Below are 16156 nucleotides of genomic sequence, written 5' to 3' on the forward strand. Positions count from 1 at the left end.
TTGTAAATGTTTGTCATATTCAATTGTATTTTCCCTAAAGCAGTTTCATAATAAAAGAAAAGAGATAATAAGGAGAATTTCACATGAGTAAACCACTTATTTTCGCTCACCGCGGAGTAAAAGGAACACATCCCGAAAATACGATGATTGCCTTCCAAGAAGCAGAACGCATTGGTGCTCACGGAATTGAACTCGATGTCCACTTATCAAAAGATGGTGAACTTGTCGTAATTCACGATGAAACCGTCGATCGTACAACAAATGGCGTTGGACTTGTTTCTGAAAAAACGGTAGAGGAACTACAATTATTGGACGCTGGTAGCTATAAAGACCCTTCTTTCCATGAAGCAAAAATCCCAACGTTGCGTGAGGTTTTCATTTGGCTTTCCACAACGAACTTACAACTAAATATTGAATTAAAGACAGATGTTATTCATTACCCAAATATTGAGGAAAAAGCTGTTGCACTTGTGCGTGAATATCATCTTTCTAATCAAATTGTATTTTCATCATTTAACCATGACTCTGTTTCATTATTAGCAGAAATTGCTCCTGAAATCCCAAGAGCAATTTTATATGATACACCACTTACTGATCCAATTTCCGAAGCAAAACATAGAGAAGCAAGTGGATTACATCCAACCTTCCAGTTATTAACGAAAGAATTTGTGCAGTTAGCACAAGAGCAAGGATATGTTTTCCGTCCATATACAATTAACGAATACAAAGATTTACAAACTATGATTGATTATGGTGTAGATGTCATCATTACCGATTGGCCAGCACGTGCCTTTGAGCTCCTTTCTTAATGGAAGGAGCTTTTTATTTTCGAAATTTCATTGTTTAAAATAAACGAAAACCCTCAATACTAATACAATAACGCTTGTATTAATGAGGGGCTGAAAAAAGATGGATCAGACTATGAATCCAAAACTTAAAAAATATAAACGTCTTTTCTTCACCGCAATGTTTTCGTGCGTCCTTTTCTTCGTTTTTTCTTTTTTTGTTATTATTATAGTTGCAAAAATTATGGGACCTCCTCCTGTTGCGGTCCCGCAAACAAGCGTCTTTTACGCAAACGATGATACTGTTATTGGACAAAGTAACGAAATTCAAAAACGTTACAATGTCTCTCTTAATGAAATTTCACCTTATGTAAAAGAAGCGACCCTTTCTATTGAAGATCAAAGATTTTATAAACATCACGGCTTCGATGTGAAACGGATTGCAGGTGCAATTGTTGCTGATTTAAAAGCGATGGCAAAGGTACAAGGAGCTAGTACAATTACACAACAATACGCGCGTAATCTGTATTTAGATCATGATAAAACGTGGAAACGAAAATTATTAGAGGCAATGTACACTATCCGCCTTGAAGTAAACTATAATAAAAATCATATTTTAGAAGGATATTTAAATACAATTTATTACGGACATGGCGCTTATGGCATCGAAGCTGCGTCCCGTCTATATTTCGATAAAACGGCAAAAGAGTTAACATTAGCAGAAGCTAGTATGCTGGCAGGTATCCCGAAAGGGCCAAGTGTCTATTCTCCCTTTTTGAAAGAGGATCGCGCTAAAGGACGACAAGCTCTCATATTAGATGAAATGGTGAAGCAAGGATATATTACGAAGCAACAAGCAACCTTAGCGAAGAAAGAGACACTAACTTTTGCCTCATTAGATACAAAAAAAGTAGCAGAGGTCGCACCATATTTCCAAGATGCTGTGCAAGCTTCGCTTCTTCGTGATGTTGGATTAGACGAACAAGCTTTACAACGAGGTGGCTTACGAATTTATACAACGCTAGACCCTAAACTACAAGCTGTAGCAGAACAAGCTGTAAAAGATCATATACCTGACACAACAAACATACAAACTGCTCTCGTCTCTATGAATCCAACGACAGGTGAAGTGGCTGCTCTTGTTGGTGGAACTGATTATAATATGAGTCAATTTAACAGGGCTACACAAGCCGTTCGTCAGCCTGGTTCTACATTTAAGCCATTTCTATATTATGCGGCATTAGAACGAGGATTCACGCCTGCTACGCGCTTAAAAAGCGAATATACTGTATTCACCCTAGGTGACGGCGTTTCAAAGTATAAACCGAAGAACTATAAAGATTATTATGCAGATGATTTCGTAACGATGGCACAAGCTCTCGCAGTCTCTGATAACATTTATGCTGTGAAAACGAATTTGTTTTTAGGAGATGACACGCTAGCAAAAACAGCGAAACAATTTGGAATTAAAAGTGCATTAAAAGATGTGCCTTCTCTAGCTCTCGGTACATCACCAGTAAAACCAATTGAAATGGTTAACGCTTATAGCATGTTCGCAAACGGTGGAAAAGAAGTAAAACCTACTTTCATTCGCCGCATTATGGATCATGAAGGAAATATATTATACGATGCTCATTTAGAGAGTAAACAAGTTCTCGACAAGAGCAAAGCGTTTGTAATGGAAGAAATGATGACTGGTATGTTTAATAAGAAACTAAGCAGTTATGCTGCTGTAACTGGCCAATCGATGTTATCAAAATTATCAAGAACATATGCCGGCAAATCTGGTTCTACTGAAACGGATAGTTGGATGATCGGATTTACTCCGCAAATCGTAACAGGTGTATGGGTCGGATATGATCAACCTAAATCTATTTCAAACGTAGCAGAACAGGGGTATGCGAAGAAAATATGGACTGATACGATGGAGAAAGGCTTAGATGGACAGCCTAAAAAAGAATTTAAACAACCAAGTGACGTCGTAGCGGTTAATATCAATCCAGAGAACGGTAAAATTGCTACAAAAAATTGTCCTATTTCTGTGAAAATGTATTTCGCTAAAGGTACCGAACCGACTGAATATTGTATGGATCACGTCGATGATAAAGAAGAATTTGAAAAAACGACTGAAGAAAAGAAAAAAACAAGTTGGTGGAAAAAATATCTTCCTTGGTAAAAAAAATAGCTGACGGGCATCCGTCAGCTATTTTTTATTCACTTAATAATGCACGGCGCAATTCTTCACTAGATTCGTTCCAAATCGCTTCATTATGTTCTTTCAAGAACGTACCAAGTACCTTTTTAGATGATTCATCCATATGGTCAACCATAATGTGACGCTTCAATGATTTATCCATTTTATTTACGTGTTCTGGAAGTGATTTATATCCGCGGCGAATCTCACGGTCAACTGTCATTTCACAAGCTGTTACACCTGCGTAATACGCACCTGTCGCAGTTCTTTCAATTGTTACCCAAACAAGCCAAAATGGTTTTCCATTTGGAACTTCATCTTTATTTGTTAAAAACTTAATACCTTTTTCTACTGTACTACGCGCATGCATCGCACCGATATCAACGAATGCAGTCTTCTCTAGTACATCAACAAATACGGGTGAAATGTTTTCTAAGCTTAATGCTCCAACACCAAATCCACCATGTCCATCTGTTGAATCATTTTTCACGATATTAAAACCGATTTTTTTCTTTTTCTCTGTCATATGTAAAATCCTCCTCACTTAAAAATTATAAAAGGCCAAAAATAGGCGCAATGATGCTGTCTAAAAATACAAATACATGCGGAATAACTACCTGGAAAATAGGTTGAATTGTGTAATTACTAAGCGGTGTAATAACGAGAATTAATAACGCAATTGCCCCGTATTTTTCATACTGTGTCATTTTCGCGCGAATATTTGCTGGCGCTAAATCTTCCACAACTCGATATCCATCAAGTGGCGGGATTGGTAATAAGTTAAATACAAGTAAAACGATATTCAGCATAATAAAAATCTGGAAAAATTGAGCTAACGTATCTGCCACTGCAGATGGAATTGAGTATAATACACCAAATTTTAATAAGCTATACCAAATAATTAAACCAATTGCACTTAAAATTAAGTTACTAATCGGCCCTGCAATTGACACTAATATACCTGCCAGACGCGGTCTTTTAAAGTTATATGGATTAACAGGAACTGGTCTTGCCCAACCGAATCCAAGAATTAATACTGCAATCAAACCGATAGGGTCTAAATGGGCCATCGGTGATAACGTTAAACGCCCTTGTCTCTTTGCTGTATCGTCCCCAAATTTATATGCAACATATGCATGTGCAAATTCATGAACGGATAGTGCAATAATAATTGCCATTGCTACTAACGGAATTTCGTGCAATGGATATCTAAATAACTGATCCATACTTCATCTCCTCTTCCATATGTCAAAAAAAGAAATTATTTGTTTTTTCGATTGTTCTTCCCCATAATCCGCTATAATAAGAGTGTAACTTACATAAAAGGAGCGATTGTACATGCCATACGTAACAGTGAAAATGCTAGAAGGACGCACAGAAGAACAAAAGAAAGCTCTTGCTGAGAAAGTAACAGCAGCAGTAAGCGAAACAACTGGTGCTCCTGAAGAAAACATCGTTGTTTTCATCGAAGAAATGTCTAAAAACCATTATGCAGTTGGCGGAAAACGCTTAAGCGACAAATAATTTCAAGTTTTTTCATAAGAAGCAGCCATTAGCTGCTTCTTATTTCTTTCCTTCTAACAACTCAATAATTCTCTCTTTATATTTTCCTTTTCTTCCATCTTCATAGATTAAATCATGTGGATAGAATAGCTTTTGATCCGTTCTTTTCTTACCTGTAATCGCCTCAACAATATCCGACTCACGTGAAAGCTCTCTAAGCTCTCCGTTTGGCATAAGAAGTAGGATTGGTAGACGCTCTTCTTCTTCTCCTGCACGATAAAAGTCATACGGTAAGTCTGATGTTGAATCAACTACTAAATAATACTCCGGATCAAGTCCAATCTTTTTAAATAAACTACTTAATTCCATCCAATTATCTAAACCGTGTTTATCTGTAAACTCTACATATTTAAATAGATTTCGATTCATAAAACGGCGGCATAAATCGCTTAAAATTGGATCTTCTTCTTCCTGCCATACTTGGAAGTAGTAATACATAACGTTCTCGTCTAACTTTAAATAATCCTCTACTGTTACTTCTTCTTCAAATAAAGAATAGAAATGAACAGGATGATTTTTAAATGTATAATACTTCTCGTGCAGTGATTTCGCACGGTGTAAAATCTTCGTTAAAATAACTTCTGCACTTCGCGTTACCGGGTGGAAATATACTTGCCAATACATTTGATAACGACTCATAATGTAATGCTCAACAGCATGCATACCACTATTTTTAATGACTACTTGATTCCCATACGGACGCATTACACGCAGTATACGTTCCATATCGAAGTTTCCGTACTTTACGCCTGTAAAATAAGCATCTCTTAATAAATAATCCATACGATCCGCATCAATTTGACTCGAAATCATACTAATCGCTAATTTATTAGTAGACGTTTTTGCAATTACATCTGCTACCTTTTGTGGAAACTCCTTATCAACACGACTTAATACATCATTAATCTCCGTATCGCCAACGATAATCTTTTGCGTAAATTTCTCATGATCTAATGAAAATACTTTTTCAAACGAGTGAGAAAATGGGCCGTGGCCGACATCATGAAGTAATGCCGCACATAAACATAACAATCTATCTTCAGCATTCCAATTTGGTCTGCCATCAAACACATCATCAATCATACGACGAATAATTTCGTATACACCTAACGAATGAGTAAAGCGACTATGCTCTGCACCGTGAAATGTAAAAAATGTCGTTCCAAGCTGCTTAATACGGCGCAAGCGTTGAAATTCTTTCGTTCCGATTAAATCCCAAATAACACGATCACGCACGTGCACATATTTATGTACTGGGTCTTTAAACACTTTTGTTTCGCTGAGTTTGTCGTTTAAATATACCACTTTCCGACATCCCCCTTTCTTTACTACATTCTTACTTTATATTATAAACGAAATGAGAAACAGAAAGAAATGAAAGACTGTATTAATTCCCTTTATAAAAAGAAAAAATCACCTTTACCGAAGTAAAAGTGATTTCCTTTATACATTATTTACCTAAAACGAATTCAGCAACTTCGTCTAAGATCATATCTTTCCCAAGTGGGAAGTAACCTTTGTTTAAGTCTTCATTTTTAATTGTAAATACGTGGTTGTTTTTAACAGCGTTCATGTTTTTCCAAATTGATTCTTCTTGGAATTCTTTCAAGCGCTGAGAACCGTCACCAGTTGTAAACACGAATAAGTAATCTGGGTTGTAATCAATTAAAGCTTCTTTTTGTACTTGTACTAACGGTTTATCAGTTGGTGTACCTTTAACTGCTGGTAGTTTTAAATCATTAAAGATTACGCTACCGTAACCGTAGTCACCGTATACACGGAAAGCATTTGGATATGCAGCCATTTTCATAAATGTTGCTTCACCAGTTTTAGCGACGATTTTGTCATGTAATTTGCTTGCTTTTTCATCATACTTTTTGAACCATTCTTTTGTTTCTTTTTCTTTACCAAAGATTTGACCTACTTCTTCAAATTTTGGACGCCATTGATCTAATGGAGTGTTTAACATAACTGTTGGTGCAATTTTAGATAATTGATCATAAATCTTTTCTTGACGATTATTTACAAGAATTAAATCTGGTTTTGCAGCAGCTACTGCTTCGATGTTAATTTTATCGCCCCAAGCAGAACCAACTGGTTTAACGTCTTTTAGTTTCTTTTCAATATGTGCATCAATTTTTTCTTGAGATGTATTAGCAGTAATAACCGGTTTCATACCGAAAATTAATAATTCTTCTGTTGAACCACTAAGGTCAGCAATTTTCTTTGGGTTTGCAGGAATTTTAATTTCCCCTTTTGCATGTTTTACAGTGCGCTCTTCAGTCTTTGCATCTGCTTTCTTTTCTTCTTCTTTGTTAGAACAAGCTGCAAATAGTACAGAAGTCACAACTAGTACCATTGCTAATAGTGCCATTTTAAAATTCTTCATGTTCCCACTCCTTCTAGCTGTATTTATCTTATAAGTTACAACGAACTATAAGAAACAAAGATAACAATTAATTAATATATATTTATTAATTGTTGTTAATAACCCATTCTAACGGGCGTTCAACTTCCCATTCTTATATAAGAAGCTCAACGTCCATTAGAAGTCCCCCTCTTCACGAGGGGGTTCTACTTATGCTTTTTTACGCAATTGATTACTAATCATCGCTAAATCATATGTTAAACAAATTGGCTTACAGTTTACTGGACATGGAACGATTTGAGCTTCAATCTCAAATACGTTACGAAGTGTTTCACTTGTCATAACTTCATCTGGCGTTCCTTGTTTCATTAACTTACCTGCTTTTAATGCAATCATATGATCTGAGAAACGGGAAGCGTGATTTAAGTCATGGATAACCATAACAATCGTTCTACCTTCTTCTTCATTTAACTTTTTCAATAAGTTTAATACTTCTAATTGATGAGCCATATCTAAGTACGTCGTTGGTTCATCCAATACAAGTAATTCTGTTCCTTGTGCAAGAGCCATTGCAATCCAAACACGTTGACGTTGACCGCCTGATAGCGCTTCTGCTGGACGATTCGCAAATTCTTTCATTCCTGTCACTTCAAGTGCCCAGTTAATATAGCGATAATCCTCTTCTTTCAACGTGCCAAACCCTTTTTGATGAGGGAATCTTCCATATGACACAAGCTCAAATACAGTAAGACCCGTTGGCACTTCTGCAGTTTGTGGTAAAATCGCCATTTTCTTTGCAATTTCTTTCGTTGGCTGTTTCTCAATTGCTTTTCCGTCAAGATAAACAGTACCTTGCTTTGCCTTCAAAATACGAGACGCCGTTTTTAATAATGTGGACTTCCCACAACCATTTGGTCCAATAATTGTTGTAATTTTCCCTTCCGGAATTTCAACTGTTAATCCATCAATAATTAAACCTTCATTATAGCCAACCGATACCGCATCCACCGCTAAAGTTGCCATACGAAAAGCCTCCCTTTATTTTGTCCTCATAAGTAAATAAATAAAATACGGTGCACCAATTACAGAAATAACAAGACCGACTGGTATTTCTGAAGTTGTTAGTACACTTCTTGAAATTACGTCTGCGAATAAAAGTAAAAACGTTCCTATTAGCGCAGCTGTGGGCAACATAATTTGATGTTTACCACCAACAAGGCGCCTTGCTAAATGCGGGGCCATTAAACCGATAAAGCCAATTCCGCCGGCAACAGCAACAGATGCCCCTGCTAAACAAACTGCAATAAATAATAATTTACGTCTTTCTTTTTCTACGTTTACACCAAGGCCAACTGCTGTAGAATCGCCTAGGTTCATTACATTTAATATGTGTGCTTTACTTATAGCAAGCGGTAAGAAAATAACCATCCATGGAAGTACACTTAATACGAATTTCCAATCTGTACCCCATAGACTTCCCGCCAGCCAAATCGTAGCAAAACGAAAATCGTTAGATGTCATCTTCATAGAGAAAATTAAACTAACAGCTCCAAATCCAGCTGCAACGGCAATACCGACTAGTATTAATCGAGTCGATGAAACGCCGTCTTTCCATGCTAGTAAATAAATAATTACCGCTGCTAATATCGCTCCAACTAGTGCGAAGAATGGGAGAATGAATACAGATAAAAATGTACCAGTCCCTACTTTCCCGAAGAAGAAGTAGACGAATATAACAACTGTTAATCCCGCTCCAGCATTAATACCTATAATACCTGGATCAGCAAGAGGATTTCGTGATAAACCTTGCAAAATTGCGCCTGACATAGCTAAAGCAGATCCGACTAGTATAGCAATTACCATACGCGGCATACGGAATTCAAATAAAATAACAGACTGATCTTCAGCCCCTAGTCCAACCAATGACTTTAATACGTCCATTGGCGGGATTTTAAAAGTTCCTGTATTTAAACTAATAAGAAATATAGAAACGATTAGTCCTACTAAAATCGTTAATATAGAAATGTTCTTTTTTGTTAAGACACTCGTCCTCACATCTTTCCTCTCCCTTCATTACGTGCTAAGTAGAGGAAGAATGGAACCCCAATTAGCGCTGTAATTGCTCCAATTGGCGTTTCAAATGGCGGGTTAATAACGCGAGATAACATATCTGCACATTCAATTAACAGCCCACCTAAGACCGCAGAACATGGAATAACCCATCTATAGTCCGAGCCTACGAGGAAACGAGTCATATGCGGAATTACAAGACCAACAAATCCAACTGATCCTGCCATGGAAACTGCGGAACCCGTTAAAACAAGAACAAGTACTGTTCCGATAAATTTAATCAATGTCGTATTTTGACCAAGTCCAATCGCAATTTCTTCACCGAAGCTCAAAATTGTAATATATCTCGACATCATAATTGCGATAAAAAGACAAATAAGGCCAATTGGCACTAACATATTAATACTTTGCCATTTCACTCCAGCGACTCCGCCTGCATTCCACATACTCACCTCTTGGGCAAGATTGAAATACAATGCGATTCCAGATGAAATTGCCCCTAATAAAGCACTAATAGCTGCACCTGCTAAAGCTAATTTCACAGGTGTTAATCCACCTGGTGAAGAAGATCCAATTCCATATACAATGCTTGCACCAAACGCAGCTCCAATAAAAGATGCGATAACAAACATTAAATAAGGTGAATTAGGGAAAAATGCATACATAATTGCAATTCCAAATACAGCTCCATCTGTAATCCCCATTAACGATGGTGAAGCAAGTGGATTTCGCGTCATACCTTGCATAATTGCTCCTGATACCGCTAAAAAGGCACCTGCAACTACGCCCCCTATTGCTCTAGGCATGCGAAGCTCTTGAATTACGTTATGATGTGTAATAGATCCATCAAACTGAAATACAGCTTGCCATACAGTCTTTAAACTAATATCTGCAGCCCCAAAAGAAATAGAAACTGCCATGCTTAAAGCTAACAAAATTGTACCCGCTACTAAAATAATAGAAGCGATGAGCGGTCTGCTCTTAATCTCTTTAACATTCTCTTCTTGCTGTTCTATACTGCTTGCGCTCGCTTCCATCCCTCAACCATCCTAACCAACAACATATATTTATTGAAATGAAATTTATTCTCAAATAGTAATAAAAAAATTAGGTGAATTGTTATTTCCCTGATAATGATTCTCAGAATCAGACACTTCTATTCTACCTATCGCTTTAAAAGACTGTCAACCATTATTTTGAAATATAAATTTATATAAATTGGAATTTTAATACAAAAGTTATGTCCATCCTTTAGAAAACGTTCATCCACACAAGATTATTTTCGCAGAATAAACCATTCCTCTTATGGGCATAAAAAAAGAAGAGGAATCTTTTCACTCTTCTTTTTCTTACTTATTTAACTTTGCTTCAATTTTCACGATTAACTCATCTTCTGTTGGAGCCGCAACTGGACGGTTATTTACAAATGCGAATGATTTTTTACGACCAGGACCACAGTAAGACTGACATCCAACTTCAATCGTTGCACATGAATCTACTTTTTTTAACTTCGGAACTAACGTTTTAATGTTCGTTGCCTGACAGTCATCGCACACGCGAAACTCGTTTCCCATTACATAACACTTCCTCTATTTTAAACTTTTCTCAAGTACATTTAAAAATAAACACTAAATGGTATTTTACCGCTCTTTGAAGCTCGTTGCAAGTTTCCCTACAAAGCCTATTCTCTACATAATGATACATATTTATATGCTCTCCTACAGAAGCGCTCACCATTCATGGGAAAATTTTTACCTTTCATCGAAATCTACCATATTTTTAAAAGCTTTGTATAAAAGTTTATTTTTTTGCCCATTATAAAAATAGGAAGTTCATAAAAAGAAAGGGAGTTGAATCTATGAAAGTAAGACAAGATGCTTGGACAGATGAGGATGATTTATTACTTGCTGAAACGGTACTTCGTCATGTTAGAGAAGGAAGTACGCAATTAAATGCATTTGAGGAAGTAGGGGATCAGTTAAATCGTACATCTGCTGCTTGTGGTTTCCGCTGGAATGCTGTTGTTCGCTATAGCTATGAACAAGCTCTTCAACTAGCAAAAAAACATCGTAAAGATAAAATGCGTGCTGCAAGCGGTGAACAAGCGAAAAAACGTTTACTTTATACACCACCAGCTTCAGATTCGATAACTGATTATGAAGAATTAGTACAAGAAGAATCAATCGTACAATATAAAGAAGCTATTCCATATCAAGAATCTACTGCTCCTGCTGCAAGAAGCTCTATGACAATGCAAGATGTTATTTATTTTTTACAAACAGTCGGAACTTCAAATATAAAAGTGACAGCTCTTGAAAACGAGAATACGAGATTGAAACAAGAAATTAAAGCACAAATCCTTCGGAATGAGGAACTAGAAAAGAAACTAGAAAAATTAGAAAAGCAATCTCATACTGTACAAGAAGATTACGAAACACTTATGAACATTATGAACCGTGCTCGTAAATTGGCAGTCATGGATGACGAAGAACGTTCTCAAACATCTTTCCGAATGGACCGAAACGGTAATTTAGAAAAAATTGCAGAATAAGAAGGATGCATGCAATGCATCCTTTTTATTATTTCACCTTTAAGCTCCCCCTTTATATGTGAGAAAACTCCATTCTTCATTTTTTGCTATAATAGAGATTGTCATTTTAAAGATAAGGGGTTAGTTATATGAGCAATTCCCGTTCCATTTTATCTCAGCCAGAGTGGCGCATTGTAGATCAGTCTAGTTTGGGACCAACATTCCATGCACTTCAGTCATTCGCAATGGATGACACATTATGCACAAGCATTGGAAATGGCAAGTCAGCCGCAACAATGCGTTCTTGGGTTCATCACAATACAATTGTCCTTGGCATTCAAGATTCACGCCTTCCGCATTTAGAAGAAGGTATTTCTTTTTTAAAACAGCACAACTTCAATGTTATTGTTCGTAATTCTGGCGGGCTTGCAGTCGTGCTTGATGAAGGTGTTTTAAACGTATCACTTTTATTCCAAGAAACAGAAAAAGGTATCGATATTGATCTTGGATACGATACGATGTGGCATTTAATTAAGGAGATGTTAAAGGATTACAACGTTACTATCGAGGCAAAAGAAATTGTTGGCTCTTACTGTCCTGGTAGTTATGACTTAAGTATTCGCGATCAAAAATTCGCTGGTATTTCACAACGTCGTATTCGCGGCGGTGTCGCTGTCCAAATTTATCTCTGTGCTACCGGAAGTGGCTCTGAGCGTGCCGCACTCGTTCGTGATTTCTACAACCTAGCAATTCAAGGGGAAGAAACACGCTTTACGTACCCTGAAATTGTACCAAGTACGATGGCCTCACTCTCAGAATTACTTGGCGAAACCATTACAGTACAAGATTTAATGATGCGTCTTTTAAAAACATTGCAGCAATTCGCTCCAAAGTTAACACCATCTCAATTAACAATAGATGAGATTCCTTTATATGAGACGAATTTACAACGTATTATTGATCGTAATAATAAAGCACTTGGCTTAGAAAAATAAAGACCGTCGCTATTATAGCGACGGTCTTTATTTCAATTCATTATAGAATTAAAGTGCTTGAGCTGCTGTAATTAAAGCTAACTTGTACACTTCTTCTTCGTTACATCCACGAGACAGATCATTTACAGGCATGTTTAAGCCTTGTAAGATTGGTCCTACTGCTTCGAAGTTACCTAAACGTTGAGCGATTTTGTAGCCAATATTACCAGCTTCTAAGCTTGGGAATACGAATACGTTAGCATCACCTTTAATTGTAGAACCTGGAGCTTTTTTCTCAGCTACAGATGGTACGAATGCAGCATCGAATTGGAATTCTCCATCTAAAGTTAACTCAGGAGCCATTTCTTTTGCAATGCGAGTTGCTTCTACAACTTTTTCTGTTTCTGAAGATTTCGCAGAACCTTTTGTAGAGAAGCTTAACATAGCAACGCGTGGATCAATGCCGAATAACTCAGCAGTTTTCGCACTTTCGATACCGATTTCAGCTAAATCTTGGCTGTTTGGTGCAATGTTAATTGCGCAATCAGCGAATACATATTTCTCTTCTTCACGTACCATGATGAATACGCCAGAAGTTTTTGTAACGCCTGGTTTTGTTTTAATAATTTGAAGTGCTGGACGAACTGTATCAGCTGTAGAGTGAGCTGCACCACTTACTAAACCGTGTGCTTTGCCCATGTATACAAGCATTGTACCGAAGTAGTTTTCGTCTTTAAGGATTTTGCGAGCGTCTTCTTCAGTTGCTTTACCTTTACGGCGTTCAACGAAAGATGCTACCATTGCATCCATTTCTTCGTATGTAGCTGGGTCGTAAATATCAACGCCTGCTAATGTTAAATTCATGCTAGCAGCTTTTGCGCTAATTTCTTCCTTATTACCAACTAAGATTGGTTTTACTAACTCTTCTTTTGCTAAACGCTCTGCAGCGCCTAAAATTCTTTCATCAGTTCCTTCAGGAAGTACGATAGAAATGCCTTTTCCTTGAACTTTTTCTTTTACTGTTGTAAATAAGTTGCTCACGAATAAACCCTCCTACATATGTTAAAAAAACTCTATCTTTAAGAATACTGCTTTTCTTCTATATTTTAAACTTATAGCTCCCAAAAAATAGATAAAATAAAAATGATTATATTTTCATAAAATTCAGCCGTTAAATTCACCTTGCTTAAACACTTAAATGTGACAATTTTATGCGCCAAGGTTTTATATAGATGATTTTAAAACTATATATGCTATAGTTAACGTGTAAAACTATCATTAACTGAGGTGAATAGAATGAGTGAAGCAACAACAACGTTAGATGGCTGGTATTGTTTACATGATTTACGTTCTATTGATTGGGCTGCATGGAAAACATTATCTAGCGACGAACGCGGACAAGCAGTGTCTGAATTTTTAAATGTCGTTGAAAAATGGAACGAAGTAGCTACTGCGAAAAAAGGTAGTCACGCAATGTATACAGTTGTTGGCCAAAAAGCTGATATTATGCTTATGATTTTACGTCCAACAATGGAAGAGTTAAATGAAATTGAGACAGAATTGAATAAAACAACTTTAGCTGAATATATGGTTCCTGCATATTCTTACGTATCTGTTGTTGAATTAAGCAACTACCTTCCAGCTGATGAGGATCCATACCAAAACCCGCAAATTTTAGCTCGTTTATATCCTGAATTACCGAAAGCAAATCATATTTGCTTCTATCCAATGGATAAGCGTCGCCAAGGTGATGACAACTGGTACATGCTTCCTATGGAAGAACGTAAAAAAATGATGTACAGCCATAGTAAAATTGGTCGTCAATACGCAGGTAAAGTACGCCAAGTGATTTCAGGATCTGTTGGATTCGACGATTTCGAATGGGGCGTAACATTATTCGCTGACGATGTTCTTCAATTTAAGAAACTTATATACGAAATGCGCTTCGATGAAGTAAGTGCTCGTTATGGTGAATTTGGAACATTCTTCGTTGGAAACATTTTACCAGACGAAAAAGTAGAGAAATTTTTACACATATAAATGGTGAAAAGGAACGAAATTCGTTCCTTTTTTTATTCTTCTCTATATTTATCCTCAAAAATCTCCTTTTTTCTGTACTTTTGAAGAAAAACCAACATTTTTTCAAATTTCTTGTAAAATTGTAACCTTTTTATATGTAAAGATATGCTAAAATGATACGAGCTATATGCTAAATAACGATGCGAAGGTGATAATCTATATGAAAAAAATCTTGTCTATTTTACTATTGCTTGTATTGTCAATTTCTTCCTTAGGAGTAACAACATCCCATACGGAAGAAAAAATACATATTGAGGCGGCTGCTGCACTTTTATTTGATGCAGATACAGGAAAAATACTTCACGAGCAAAATCCAGATGAATTGCTAGCTATTGCTAGTATGTCAAAATTAATTGTTGTTTACGCTGTTTTAGAAGCAATTAAAGAAGGAAAAATCACATGGGATACGAAAGTAAATATTTCTGATTACGCTTATGAAGTCTCTCGTAATAATGAATTCTCTAATGTACCGTTCGAAAAAGGACGTCAATATACTGTAAAAGAATTATATCATTCTATTGTTATATTCTCTGCAAATGGATCTAGTATTGCTTTAGCAGAACTTCTTGCAGGAAGTGAGAAAAACTTCTTAAATCTTGCAAATGAACATGCTAAAAAGCTAGGATTAAAGAAATATAAATTTGTAAACGCTACTGGCTTAAATAACGCTGACTTAAAAGGAAAACATCCTGAGGGTACTGATCCAAATGCAGAAAACTCTATGTCAGCTCGTGATATGGGTATGCTTTCAAAAGCAATGATTACAAAGTATCCAGAAATGCTAGAGGATACAAAACAAAGATTTAGAAACTTCCCAGACAATCACCCAAAACCAATTCGTATGGAAAACTGGAATTGGATGTTACCAGGAGCTGCTTTCGCTTATGAAGGTACTGATGGTTTAAAAACCGGAAGTTCTGATACAGCTGGATACGGATTTACCATTACTGCTAAACGTGGTGATGTACGTCTTATCTCGGTTATTATTAAAACAAAATCAATGGATGAACGTTTCACGGAATCTCGTGAATTAATCGAATATGGATTTAATAACTTTGAAAAACAAAAACTAAAAGTTAATAAAAACAATACAATCTCTGTAGTAAAAGGGAAAGAAGACCAAGTAACTGTTGCACCCGAAAAAGAAATAACAGTAATTGCGAAAAAAGGTAGCAAAGAGCCTTATAAAATTGGAACTGAATTAGATAAATCTCTTTCTGAAGATGGACATTTAGTTGCTCCTATTAAGAAAGATACCAAAGTAGGCTCAATTACTTTAGAATCAACTGATAAATATGGTTTCTTAGACGGTAGTAAAAGTATGAAAGTTACTGCAAAAACGACAGAGGAAGTTGAAAAAGCAAATTGGTTTGTGTTAACAATGCGCTCTATTGGTGATTTCTTCTCAAACTTATGGTCTAAAGTTTTTTAATAAAAAAGCTGGCTCACGCTAGCTTTTTTTATTTTCCACTCTCAATGTAAAACTTTGTTTGGTTGTCATATCTGAGTCCTTTTCCTCATACGTATGAACTAGTAATTGTTACACACTTCATCTAGAGATAAAGTAAAACTTTAATCAGTGGGGGAATCCCC

General features: G+C 36.4%; 16 protein-coding genes. 7 read left to right on the forward strand and 9 right to left on the reverse strand.

What is annotated here, in order from left to right:
• The first annotated feature begins 83 nt into the window (after positions 1 to 83).
• Both V7S45_RS26520 and V7S45_RS26525 read left to right on the forward strand, forming a co-directional pair.
• The gene (locus V7S45_RS26520; RefSeq protein WP_025687500.1) at positions 84 to 809 is read left to right on the forward strand and encodes a glycerophosphodiester phosphodiesterase; all 726 of its coding nucleotides are present in this window, start codon (positions 84 to 86) and stop codon (positions 807 to 809) included.
• Between the two features lie 100 nt (positions 810 to 909).
• Positions 910 to 2961 (forward strand): PBP1A family penicillin-binding protein, encoded by a 2052-nt coding sequence (locus V7S45_RS26525; RefSeq protein WP_000372958.1) that lies wholly within the window; start codon positions 910 to 912, stop codon positions 2959 to 2961.
• A gap of 34 nt (positions 2962 to 2995) precedes the next feature.
• Here the strand turns inward: V7S45_RS26525 and V7S45_RS26530 are convergent, their stop codons facing one another.
• Together V7S45_RS26530 and V7S45_RS26535 are read right to left on the reverse strand one after the other, a co-directional pair.
• Complete coding sequence (locus V7S45_RS26530) at positions 2996 to 3505, reverse strand: YwhD family protein (protein WP_000136678.1); 510 nt, start codon at positions 3503 to 3505, stop codon at positions 2996 to 2998.
• Between the two features lie 25 nt (positions 3506 to 3530).
• Entirely contained in the window at positions 3531 to 4205 is a 675-nt protein-coding gene (locus V7S45_RS26535) for a site-2 protease family protein (protein ID WP_000372445.1), read from the reverse strand.
• 112 nt (positions 4206 to 4317) lie between these two features.
• Here V7S45_RS26535 and V7S45_RS26540 point away from each other — a divergent pair, with 112 nt between their 5' ends.
• Positions 4318 to 4503, forward strand: a complete 186-nt coding sequence (locus V7S45_RS26540; protein ID WP_001147171.1) for a 2-hydroxymuconate tautomerase — start codon at positions 4318 to 4320, stop codon at positions 4501 to 4503.
• 39 nt (positions 4504 to 4542) lie between these two features.
• Here V7S45_RS26540 and V7S45_RS26545 read toward each other — a convergent pair whose 3' ends face one another.
• The 6 genes from V7S45_RS26545 to V7S45_RS26570 form a co-directional block, all read right to left on the reverse strand.
• Positions 4543 to 5847 carry an HD domain-containing protein gene (locus V7S45_RS26545; protein WP_000262730.1) on the reverse strand — a complete coding sequence of 435 codons (1305 nt, stop codon included), beginning with the start codon at positions 5845 to 5847 and terminating at the stop codon, positions 4543 to 4545.
• Between the two features lie 145 nt (positions 5848 to 5992).
• On the reverse strand, positions 5993 to 6931 hold the full coding sequence (locus tag V7S45_RS26550; protein WP_000787724.1) for an ABC transporter substrate-binding protein: 939 nt from the start codon (positions 6929 to 6931) through the stop codon (positions 5993 to 5995).
• Between the two features lie 189 nt (positions 6932 to 7120).
• Entirely contained in the window at positions 7121 to 7933 is an 813-nt protein-coding gene (locus V7S45_RS26555; protein ID WP_000212068.1) for an ABC transporter ATP-binding protein, read from the reverse strand.
• Positions 7934 to 7948: 15 nt separating this feature from the next.
• A complete protein-coding gene (locus tag V7S45_RS26560; RefSeq protein ID WP_001260757.1) occupies positions 7949 to 8965 on the reverse strand; it encodes an iron ABC transporter permease in 1017 nt (338 codons plus the stop codon).
• Positions 8962 to 10017 carry an iron ABC transporter permease gene (locus V7S45_RS26565; RefSeq protein WP_000388293.1) on the reverse strand — a complete coding sequence of 352 codons (1056 nt, stop codon included), beginning with the start codon at positions 10015 to 10017 and terminating at the stop codon, positions 8962 to 8964. The genes V7S45_RS26560 and V7S45_RS26565 overlap by 4 nt, the downstream gene beginning before the upstream one ends.
• Before the next feature lie 312 nt (positions 10018 to 10329).
• Positions 10330 to 10554, reverse strand: a complete 225-nt coding sequence (locus V7S45_RS26570; protein WP_000526071.1) for a DUF1450 domain-containing protein — start codon at positions 10552 to 10554, stop codon at positions 10330 to 10332.
• Between the two features lie 284 nt (positions 10555 to 10838).
• On the opposite strand from V7S45_RS26570, the gene V7S45_RS26575 reads away from it, so the two are divergent.
• Both V7S45_RS26575 and V7S45_RS26580 read left to right on the forward strand, forming a co-directional pair.
• Positions 10839 to 11531: an RsfA family transcriptional regulator gene (locus tag V7S45_RS26575; RefSeq protein ID WP_025687499.1), complete on the forward strand. Its 693-nt coding sequence runs from the start codon at positions 10839 to 10841 to the stop codon at positions 11529 to 11531.
• Between the two features lie 128 nt (positions 11532 to 11659).
• A complete protein-coding gene (locus tag V7S45_RS26580) occupies positions 11660 to 12505 on the forward strand; it encodes a biotin/lipoate A/B protein ligase family protein (protein WP_000071944.1) in 846 nt (281 codons plus the stop codon).
• Between the two features lie 48 nt (positions 12506 to 12553).
• On the opposite strand, the gene pta is transcribed toward V7S45_RS26580, so the two are convergent.
• Positions 12554 to 13525, reverse strand: coding sequence for a phosphate acetyltransferase (gene pta, locus V7S45_RS26585; RefSeq protein ID WP_000067217.1), 972 nt, complete (start codon positions 13523 to 13525; stop codon positions 12554 to 12556).
• A 255-nt stretch (positions 13526 to 13780) separates the two neighbouring features.
• Between pta and hemQ the strand changes: the two genes are divergently transcribed.
• Complete coding sequence (gene hemQ, locus V7S45_RS26590) at positions 13781 to 14524, forward strand: hydrogen peroxide-dependent heme synthase (RefSeq protein ID WP_001287595.1); 744 nt, start codon at positions 13781 to 13783, stop codon at positions 14522 to 14524.
• Between the two features lie 199 nt (positions 14525 to 14723).
• Complete coding sequence (locus V7S45_RS26595) at positions 14724 to 15995, forward strand: serine hydrolase (protein ID WP_342761600.1); 1272 nt, start codon at positions 14724 to 14726, stop codon at positions 15993 to 15995.
• Positions 15996 to 16156 lie beyond the last annotated feature (161 nt).

This window comes from Bacillus sp. BR3(2024) (genome assembly GCF_039134555.1).
GTDB lineage: Bacteria > Bacillota > Bacilli > Bacillales > Bacillaceae_G > Bacillus_A > Bacillus_A cereus.